Source organism: uncultured Sphingomonas sp., assembly GCF_937859915.1.
Classification (GTDB): domain Bacteria; phylum Pseudomonadota; class Alphaproteobacteria; order Sphingomonadales; family Sphingomonadaceae; genus Solisphingomonas.
Window position 1 is genome coordinate 1 of the sequence record NZ_CALMAW010000129.1, and the last position, 9,662, is coordinate 9,662.

The 9,662-nt window shown below is 69.4% G+C and carries 10 protein-coding genes; 2 read left to right on the forward strand and 8 right to left on the reverse strand.

The window, feature by feature from the left end; genetic code table 11:
* Window positions 1-285 precede the first annotated feature (285 nt).
* From Q0326_RS17230 to Q0326_RS17265, 8 genes are all read right to left on the reverse strand, one after another.
* On the reverse strand, window positions 286-765 hold the full coding sequence (locus Q0326_RS17230) for a hypothetical protein (protein ID WP_298692887.1): 480 nt from the start codon (window positions 763-765) through the stop codon (window positions 286-288).
* 76 nt (window positions 766-841) lie between these two features.
* On the reverse strand, window positions 842-1,846 hold the full coding sequence (locus Q0326_RS17235) for a type II secretion system F family protein (RefSeq protein ID WP_298692889.1): 1,005 nt from the start codon (window positions 1,844-1,846) through the stop codon (window positions 842-844).
* 13 nt (window positions 1,847-1,859) lie between these two features.
* Entirely contained in the window at window positions 1,860-2,825 is a 966-nt protein-coding gene (locus tag Q0326_RS17240; RefSeq protein WP_298692891.1) for a type II secretion system F family protein, read from the reverse strand.
* 59 nt (window positions 2,826-2,884) lie between these two features.
* Entirely contained in the window at window positions 2,885-4,162 is a 1,278-nt protein-coding gene (locus Q0326_RS17245; protein ID WP_298692893.1) for a pilus assembly protein CpaE, read from the reverse strand.
* A complete protein-coding gene (locus Q0326_RS17250) occupies window positions 4,163-4,816 on the reverse strand; it encodes a CpaD family pilus assembly lipoprotein (protein WP_298692895.1) in 654 nt (217 codons plus the stop codon).
* 11 nt (window positions 4,817-4,827) lie between these two features.
* Window positions 4,828-6,390: a type II and III secretion system protein family protein gene (locus tag Q0326_RS17255; protein WP_298692897.1), complete on the reverse strand. Its 1,563-nt coding sequence runs from the start codon at window positions 6,388-6,390 to the stop codon at window positions 4,828-4,830.
* A 2-nt stretch (window positions 6,391-6,392) separates the two neighbouring features.
* The gene (gene cpaB, locus Q0326_RS17260; protein WP_298692899.1) at window positions 6,393-7,448 is read right to left on the reverse strand and encodes a Flp pilus assembly protein CpaB; all 1,056 of its coding nucleotides are present in this window, start codon (window positions 7,446-7,448) and stop codon (window positions 6,393-6,395) included.
* A gap of 47 nt (window positions 7,449-7,495) precedes the next feature.
* Entirely contained in the window at window positions 7,496-7,969 is a 474-nt protein-coding gene (locus Q0326_RS17265) for a prepilin peptidase (RefSeq protein WP_298692901.1), read from the reverse strand.
* A gap of 48 nt (window positions 7,970-8,017) precedes the next feature.
* Here Q0326_RS17265 and Q0326_RS17270 point away from each other — a divergent pair, with 48 nt between their 5' ends.
* Both Q0326_RS17270 and Q0326_RS17275 read left to right on the forward strand, forming a co-directional pair.
* Window positions 8,018-8,977: an alpha/beta hydrolase gene (locus Q0326_RS17270; protein ID WP_298692903.1), complete on the forward strand. Its 960-nt coding sequence runs from the start codon at window positions 8,018-8,020 to the stop codon at window positions 8,975-8,977.
* The coding region (locus tag Q0326_RS17275) for an FAD-dependent oxidoreductase (protein ID WP_298692905.1) at window positions 8,974-9,662 on the forward strand (689 nt) is incomplete at its 3' end. The genes Q0326_RS17270 and Q0326_RS17275, both read left to right, overlap by 4 nt.

Genomic DNA, 9,662 nt, shown 5'->3' on the forward strand with positions numbered 1-9,662 from the left:
TGTCAAGCTCGCGCCCGCCGACGACACGCCGCCCGCGCCCGTCGGCGCCGCCGCGCGCGCCAAGCACGGCCCCGATCCGATGGCCAAGCCCGCCGCCGATGTCGGTGCGGCCGAAGATCCGGTCGGTGCGCCGCCGATAGTGCCTGCGCACACGGATGGCGCCTCGCCGAAGTCCTGAGGGTTCCCCGGCGAAAGCCGGGGCCCAGGCCTGTCGTCTGTGGGCGGGTAGAGCGTTCAAGTAGGTTGTGGGGGCCTGGACCCCGGCGTTCGCCGGGGAACAGTGTCTCAGATCGCCGGATACCGCGTGCGGTGGTCGTCGAGCCTACGGTCGCGGAGCATTGCGGCCTGTTCGCGCCATTCCTCGCGGGCGATCGTGCCGGGTGCCAGGCCGAGCCGCGCCTCGAGACGGTCCATGTCGGCGGCGGACAGATTCTCGATCTGGCGATAGCTGTGGATGCCGTCCTCGTTGAGGCTGGTCTCGCGCACCCGACCGATGCCGCGGATCAGCGCGAGGTCGTCGCGGGTGCCGGCCGCGGCCGCACCGACCGCGGCAGCGGTGCCCGGCCCGACCGGATGGCCGCGCTCGAGCTCGGCGATCCGCTCGCGCGCGGCGGCGTGGCGTGTCTCGGCGGTCTCGCGCGCGCGCTTCTCCTGCTCGTAGGCGCGGCGCCAGCGGCCGCCGCCCGAGCGCGACAGCAGGCCGAGCAGCCAGCCCAGCACGAGCACGAGGGCCAGTATCGCCCATTGGTTGGCAGTGAAGCCCATGGCATGCCTCCTTTGTTACGGAGGCAGAACCGACAGAATGGGCGCGACGTTCCCGCCACGCCCATTTCGCAACGTCTTAGCTCATCTTGCCCGAGGACATGGCGCTCGAGATCGAGCAGGCCGCCGGGCCGAGGATGACGACGAACAGAACGGGCAGGATGAAGACGATCAGCGGCACGGTCATGATCGCGGGCAGCCGGGCGGCCTTCTCCTCGGCGCGCATCATGCGCTCGTTGCGGAACTCGGCCGACAGCACGCGCAGCGCCGAGGCGAGCGGCGTGCCATATTTCTCGGTCTGGATCATCGTGGTGACGACGCCGCGCACCGCATCGAGCGCGACGCGCGAGGCAAGATTCTCGAACGCCTGACGGCGCTCCGACAGGAAGCCGAGCTCGATCGCGGTCAGCATGCATTCGTCGCCGAGTTCGGGATAGGCCTTGCCGAGTTCGCGCGACACGCGCCCGAACGCCGCATCGACGGTAAGGCCGGCCTCGGCGCAGATCACGAGCAGGTCGAGCGCATCGGGCAGGCCCTTGCGAATCTCGGCGCTGCGCTTGGTGATCTTGTTCTTGAGCCAGATATCGGGGCCCTTGTAGCTCAGGATCAGCGTCGCGGCGACCAGCCCATAGCGCTTGAGCGGCCCCCAGGCCGGAAACCAGCCGAGCACATAGACACCGAGGATCACGATCGTGCCGAGGATCAGCGGGCCGGCCATGCGCGCGAAGATCACCGCGACCGCGGCATCCTTGGTACGGATGCCCGCCTGCATCAGCTTGGTCTGGGCCTCCTTGAGCTGGCTGTCCTGCAGCACCTTGAGCGAGCCCAGCGCGGAGCGCATCCGGTCGGTCGCCTCGCTGCGCGCGTTGAGCTTGACCCGGCGCTTCGAGGTCGATGCGGTGATACCGAGCTTGAGCTGCTCGCGGCGTTCGTTGAGCGCCTTGACGCGCTTGGCCATCGGGTCGCGCGAGGTCGCGGCGGCATAGATGGCGACGAGTACGGCGAGCGTCGCCATCGCGGCCAGCAGCGTGCCGATCAGCGTGACGTCGAGGCCTAGGAAGCTGGCGTGTGGGGCGGTGTTCATGATCGGTACGCCCTCAGATCTCGAAGCTGCACATCTTGGCCATGATGAACACGCCGATGCCCATCCAGCAGAGCCCGACGCAGCCCGCGATCTCGAGCCGCGGATCGTGGAAGAAGCCCGTCATATATTCGGGATTCATGAACCAGACGATGAAGAACACGAAGAAGGGCAGCGAGCCGACGATATAGGCGGACGCCTTCGATTCCGACGACATCGCCTTGATCTTGAGCTTCATCTGCGCGCGCTTGCGGAGCACGTCGGCCAGGTTGCCAAGCGTCTCGGCAAGGTTGCCGCCGGTCTCGCGCTGGATCGCCAGCGTGATCACGAAGAATTGGAACTCGGGGGTGTTGAGACGATCGGCGGTCTCCTGCAGCGACGCATCGAGCGTGCGGCCGATCTTGACGCGATCGCCGATCAGCCGGAACTCGACGCCGACCGGCCCCGGCACCTCCGCGCCGACGACGGTCATCGTCTCGGTGATCGGCAGACCCGAGCGCAAGCCCCGCACGAGCAACTCGATCGCGTCCGGAAATTTGGCCGTGAATTTGGCGACGCGGCGCTTGATCAGCATGCTGACATATTTGTGCGGCAATCCCAACCCGAGCGCGAGGCCGGCGAAGATCGCGATCAGGATCGGCACGCCCTTGATCGCCAGCGCCAGCGCGATAACAACCGCCATGCCCGCGCAGACCGCGCCATATTTGCCCAGGGTCCAGGTCTTGCCGGTCATCACGAGGCGATGCCGCAACATGTCCGGCTTGGGCAGGAAGCGGGTCGCGAGCGAGTCGAGCTTGGTGTCGTGCTGCGTCAGGGCGCGCCGCATCTGCGCCTGGACGGCGCCTTCGGCCCCGGTGTGCCGGGCCTTGAGGCTGTCCATGCGCCGCGACTTGGCGCGGCTCTGCGATGGCCCGGAAAAGGCGAGCGCGATCAGCCCCACCATGAGGCAGCCACTGAATGCGAGAAGCAGTGCGGGGAGCATCAGTCGAGTGCCTTCCTGTCGATCACCATCATCATATCCCCGCGCGTCTCAGCGCGCCGTCACTTCGCTTTGCGCTTGGGCAGCATGGCCTTGAAATCGCCGATCTTGCCGATCAGCGACTTGCCGGAGGCGGCGGTCTTGCCGGCTGCGGATCCGCCGGTATTGGCCGCGCGGGTGATCGATCGCGCCAGTTCGACGATCGGCGATCCGACCTTGTTCGACTTGGCGACCTCGGCGAGCGTCTTGCCGAGCTTGGCCGCCTGCGCGAACTGCTTGGCCTCATACGGCACGCTGACATCGACCTTATGCTCGACCGACTCCTCGAACTCCTTGCGGCTGATCTCGCCGACTCCGCCCGCCACCACGCGGTTGGCGACCAGCGTGACGTTGGCCGCGGGCACATTGGCCTTGAGCCACGACAGCAGCCGGATCGTGTCGCGCGCCGAGGCCAGCGTCAGTTCGACGACGAGGACGACCGATTGGACGTCGTGGAGCAGGTGCGGATGCTGGATCAGCATGTGGCGCGGCAGATCGAGGACGGTCGCCTCGAACGCCGAGCGCAGCTCTTCCTGCAATTGGTAGAAGGCCGAGCCATCGGTGATCAGCGGCTGGTTGAGCGGCGCCTCGGCGGACAGCACCGACAGCTTGTCGGTCGCCTTGACCATCGCGCGCTCGATGAACAGCCCGTCGATGCGGCTCGGATTCTCGATCGCGTCGGTCAGGCCGCGGCCGGGCTCGAGATCGAAGGCCAGCGCACCGGTGCCGAAATGGACGTCGAGATCGAGCAGCGCGGTGGTACGGTCCTCGGACTCGCCCATCAGCCAGGCGAGCGAGGTCGCGATCGTCGAGGCGCCGACGCCGCCGCGGACGCCGATCACCGCGGTCATCAGATGCGGTCGATCGACGGCGTTCTCGGACGGCCGCGGACCCGACAGGGTGAGCTGGGCATGCGCGAACGCCTCGCGCGCCTGGTCGGCGCTGAACGGCTTGAGCAGATAGTCCTGGATACCGCTGGCGACGAGGTCGCGGTACAGGCGCACGTCGTTGACCTGACCCGAGGCGATCACCACGGTGCCTGGTTCGCAGACCTCGGCAAGCGCATTGATGTCGTTAAGCGGATCGCCGCTCTCCGACATGTCGACGAACAGGATGTGCGGGCTGGCGGACACAGCGAGCGTCTGCACCGCGTTGCGCAGCCCGCCCTTGTGGATCTTCTCCGGCGGCCAGCCCATCTCGATCGCGAGCGGGCGCAGCGCGTCGACGGTCATGTCGTCGCAGACGAACGCCGCGAACGGATCGCGCAAGCCGGCGGAACGGGGATTGAAGGGCGCGTTCATTTACTTGCCTCCCGTGCTCTCGGCTTTCAGACCACCCGAGCCGGTCGGGGTCGCGTCGCGGAACGTCTTGATCGCCTTTATGCTCACTGCCGCATCGCCGCCGCGGCTGCCCTGCTGGCCGACCACCAGATCCTCGGGATTGGCAATCATCGCGGCGAGGTTGACCGCGGTCGCGCAGCCATAGTTGGAGCCCGAGGAGCCTGCATATTCCGAATTGTCGTGCGTCCAGTCGGGGCATCCGTCGACGCGCGCGGTCGCGCGGCTGACGACAACGCGCAGCGTGCCCGGGGCGGGGCGGCCGACGGTGACCGGCGGCGCGTCGTGCGCGATCAGCATGCCGTAGCGCGAGACGATCGCGGCGACGCCCTGCTCGGCCGGACCGCCATGCCAGGCGGCGGGCTCGTCGAGCATGATCGTGTCGCCATAGCCGAGGTTGAGTCCCTCGAACCAACCGACCAGGCGCTGGCCTTCGCCGAATGCGAGGCCATGCGGGCCGGCGCCGACGTCGAGCACATAGTCGGTGCGCTCGACGACCGGCTGGTGGACCGATTCGACGCTGCGATTGACGACCTTCTTGGCCTCGACGGTACCGGTCGAGAGCAGCAGGGCGAGCGCGGCGCTTGCCGCACCGATCTTGCCAAGGGAGTGGGCCATGGGGTTCATCCTCAATTGACCGAAAAGCCGGGGGCGGGGGCGGTCGCATCCTTGCGGCGCGGATCGATGGCGACGGTGGGGTCGCCGGGCGGCACGGTGACCGGCGGCGCGGCCTTGGGCTGGTTCTTCTTCTTGCCCGACTGGCCATCGACATGCTGGTCGAGCAGCACCTCCTGCGCATCGGTGCCCATCCGGTAGCCATCGGTCGGCAGCGCGATCTTGCTGTCGGAGACGGGCTTCACGAGATAGGGCGTGACCACGATCACCAGCTCGCTTTCGGCGCGCTTCCAGCCGTTCGAGCGGAACAGCTGGCCGAGGATCGGCAGGTCGCCGAGGAAGGGCGCCTTGTTGACCGAGTTGGACGTGTTGTTGCTGAGCAGGCCGCCGATCACGAAGCTCTGGCCCGAGCCGAGCTCGACCGTCGTCTCGGCCCTGCGAGTGGTCAGGCCGGGGATAGTATAGCCATTGATCGACAGGCCGTTGGCCGCATCGAGCTGCGATACCTCGGGGCGGACGCGCAAGGAGATCCGGCCGTCGCCAAGCACCGTCGGCGTGAACGCGAGGCTGACGCCGTACTGCTTGTAGTCGATCGTCGTGACGCCCTGATATTGGGGCACGGGGATCGGGATCTCGCCGCCCGCGAGGAAGCTCGCGGTCTCCCCTGACAAGGCGGTCAGCGTCGGCTGCGCGAGCGTCGTCGCATAGCCGTCGGTCTCGGCAAGATCGAGCGTGGTCAGGATGTCGAGCCCGAGCAGGTGGCCGGCGAGGCCGAAGCGCGTGCCGGTGGCGATGGCGTTGATCGCGAAGGTCGACAGATTGTTCGAGACCTTGCCGGTATTGGGATCTGTGTAGGCGGAGAGCGTGCCGCCATTGCCCTGCGTGACGCCGCCGCCGATGCTGTTGCTGCCGCCCGGATCGCGCGACAGCAGGTTCATGCCGATATTCTTGGCGAACGACCGGTTGACCTCGGCGAAGCGGACCTTGAGCATGACCTGCAGCGGCGTCGCGGTCTTGAGCCGGGTGACGACCTGGACGTCCTTGCCGACGAAGGCGGCGACGAGGCGGCTGGCCTCGGCGACGTCATCGGGCGCCGCGACGGTGCCGGTGAGCACGACGATGCCGTTCATCGGGGTCGCGGTGACCTGCGCGTCGGGCATCGCGATCTTGAGCATCTGCTGGATGTTGCCGATGTTGGTGCCGACGCGGATCGTCGAGGCGAACACCACGGACCCGTCCTTCGCGGTGGCCGACAGCGTCGTCTCGCCCGCGCCCTTGCCGAACACGTAGAGGCGGGTGGGCGAGCGGACCTGCACGTCGGCGATGTTGGGATCCGCGACGAACAGGTCGGTCATCGGACGCGGCAGCGTGAGCAGCTGGCCGCGGCCGGTCGACAGCTCGATCAACCCGCCGGCGGTCGCCGGACCGCGATGCGCCGGGGCGGCATGGGCGCGGGACTTGGCAGGCTGCCATTTGGCGAGCGCGGGGCCGGCGGGCATCGCCGCCAGGCCGAGCGCGAGCGCGGCGGCGAGCGCGGTGCCGGCGGCGCTACGGTAGAAGATCGAAGGTGTCGACATGTTCACTTACCCCCCACGGGCGTGTCGGTAACGGCGGCGCCGCGTGCGATGTGGATGATGGGCTGGACCGGCGCGCCCGGCATCGCGCCGTCATGGCCGTGCCTGCCGGAGAGTTGCATGCCGCCGCGGGCGAAGCGCGAAACCTCGCCGCCGGTGGTGAAGCTGTTCAGCGAGTCCTGCGGCTGGCTGGCGACGGCGAGCAGCACCTTCTTGTCGGCGGCCTTGGGATCGGTACCGGCCGGCACCGGGAGATCGCCGGTCGCGACCGCCTTTTCGAGCGCCGCATTGGTGTCGGCGAGCGGGCGCAGCGAGAGCGAGAGCTGACCGATCTTCTGCGCGACCGCGATCTTCTCGGCCATTTTGGGCGTCGCCTCGAGCGTCACCAGCGAGAAGTTAGAGACCGTGGTCTTGCCTTCCGGCGTCGGCGTGTTGTCGACGCGCTGGTCGGTGGCGAGCACGCGGACGTTGCGCATCACCGTCTCGGTGGTCTGGAGCGGGCGGTTGTCGTGCGGTGCGGTCGGCGCGGGCTGGCCGTTCGGCCCGGTCGCAACCGACTGCGGCGCGGTGCTGCTGGTGTCGACGTTCGAGGTGAGCATGAGATCGACGCGGTCGCCCGGGAAGACGAAGCCGGCGACCGCCGAGGCGCCGCCGACCGACACGGTGACCGCGCGCATGCCCGGCGTCAGTGCGGCGGCGAGGAAGCCGCGATCCTGCGGGGAGACGAGCGCGCCCTGGGTGACCGGCTGGCCGGCGGTGATGTCCGCGCGGACCACCATCCCCTGCATCTTGATCGGATCGACCCCCGCGGCGCCGCGGACATAATAGGCGCCGTCGACAAGATCCTTCGGCCAGGTCTGGAAGCGGATCGAGTCGGGCCCGAGGATGGTGCCCATCGGCAGGGCCTTGGTCGCGACCAGAACCTGGGGACCCGTCGGCTGCGGTGCCGCTGCGACCACCATCGGCGCCGGCGCGGCGCCGAACATGCTTTTCGCCATGATGGCTGTCACTGCCGCGACGAACAAGGCGCCGACCAGCAATGCTATCTTCTTTGCGTCCATGACGTTAGTCTGCCCCCTAAAGGCCGATTGACATTCTCAAGCCGCTGTCATCGGCCGAAATGGTAAAGATATCGTTGGGTGAGTTCCGGAATGGTCGCCGCGGCGATCGCGATGCCGTACGGAATCTCGAGCTGGCCCTCCTGGCGACGGACGCGGTGGGCGATCATCATGACCACGGTGAGCAGCCCGCCGCCGATCGACATCCACACGATCATCTGGAGGAAGTCGGGCGGCACTAGCCATAGGCCGAGCGCGGCGATCAGCTTCACGTCGCCGCCGCCCATCGCGCCGATCGCGAAGGCGCCCATGAAGATCAGCAGCGCGACGCCGCCGACCGCGAGCTGCACCGCGACCCCCGGCCAGAGCGACAGCCCGGAGGCCCACCACCAGAGCGGCGCCGCCAGCGCGATCGCGGCGTTGAGCGGGTTGGGGATGACGCGCGCGCGCCAATCGGTCCAGATCGCATAGAGCAGCGCCGCGACGAGCCCGCCCGCCAGCAGTTCGAGGAAAATGGTTCGCATGGGCGCACACTAGACGGGAGCGCTTGCCAAACCGTAACCAGCCCGCAGATGCCCGTTGCCACTCTTCCCGCCGATTCGCCTTTCGATCGCCGCCGCTATCCCGACGGGCTGGTGCTGCGGAGCTGGACCGCCGCCGACGGCTGGCCGCACCGCGCCTATCGCTGGCCGGCCGCGGGCGCGTCGCGCGGCAGCCTGCTGTTCCAGAGCGGGCGCGCCGACTTCATCGAGAAATATCTCGAGGCGTGCGACCATTGGCACCGCGGCGGCTGGGCCGTCGAGGGGTTCGACTGGCGCGGGCAGGGCGGATCGCGCGGTGCCGACGCGGACGACGCGGCACCCGCCGACGATCGCACCAGCTTCGATCCCCTGATCGACGATCTCGCCGCCTTCGTCGCCGACTGGCAGGCGCGCACACCCGCGCCGCATGTGATCGTCGCGCATTCGATGGGCGCGCATGTCGCGCTGCGGGCCTGTGCCGAGCGCGGCGTGTCTCCCGACGCGCTGGTGCTGGTCGCGCCGATGCTCGCGCTCAACACCCGACGCCTGCCGACCTGGCTCGCGCGGCTGGCGATCGCCGGCGCGGTGCGCGGCGGGCGGGGGCGGCGCGAGGCGTGGAAGGATGACATCGACGATCCCGCGCGGCAGCTTCGCCTCACCGCCAGCCGCGACCGCTATGAGGATTCGCAGTGGTGGAAGCGCGAGCGGCCCGGCCTCGGCGTCGGCGCGCCGAGCTGGAACTGGCTTGCCGCCGCGATGACGGGCGCGCGCCGGATCGCGCGGCGCGGCGCGGTCGAGGCGGTTACGCTGCCGATACTGCTGCTCGAGGCGGGGCGCGACGAACTGGTCGCCGCGCACGCGATCGAGAGCGTCGCGCGGCGGCTGCCCGACGCCGAGCTCGTCCGCCTGCCCGATGCGCGCCACGAGATATTGCGCGAGGCCGACGGGCAGCGGCTGGCCGGACTGGCGGCGATCGACTCCTTTCTGGCGCGCAAGGCACCGCCGCGGTGACACGCGCCGACGTCTGCATCGTCGGTGCCGGAATGGCGGGGGCGAGTCTGGCCGCCGCGCTGGCGCCGCATGCCTCGGTCGTGCTGATCGAGGCCGAATCGCTGCCCGGATACCACGCCACCGGCCGCTCGGCGGCATTCTGGACCGAGAGCTATGGTGGGCCCGGCGTGCAGCCGCTGACCAGCGCATCGGGTGATTTCCTCGCTCGCCCGCCGGCCGACTTCTCCGATCGCGGCTTCCTGGTGCCGCGGGGCGCGCTGCATCTGGCGGGCGCCGACGACGGCGCCGCGCTCGATGCGTTCGCCGCGCGCTTCGCGGACAGCGGCGTCGCGCTGCATGCGCTCGATCCGGCCGGGATCGTCGCACGCGTGCCCGGGCTGCAACCTGGCGGGTGGCGCGCGCTGCTCGAGCCGAGCACATGCGACATCGACGTCGCCGCGCTCCACGCCGCCTATCTGCATGCGGCGAAGGCGGCGGGGGCGGAATTGCGCTGTTCGGCGCCCTTGCGCGCGGCGGTGCGGGTCGCCGGGCGCTGGCGGATCGAGGCGGGCGGCGCGACCCTCGCGGCCGACGTGCTGGTCGACGCCGCCGGCGCCTGGGCCGATCCGGTGGCCGCGATCGCGGGCGCCGCCCCGCTCGGCATCCAGCCCTATCGCCGCACCGTCGCGCAGCTGCGGATCGCGCC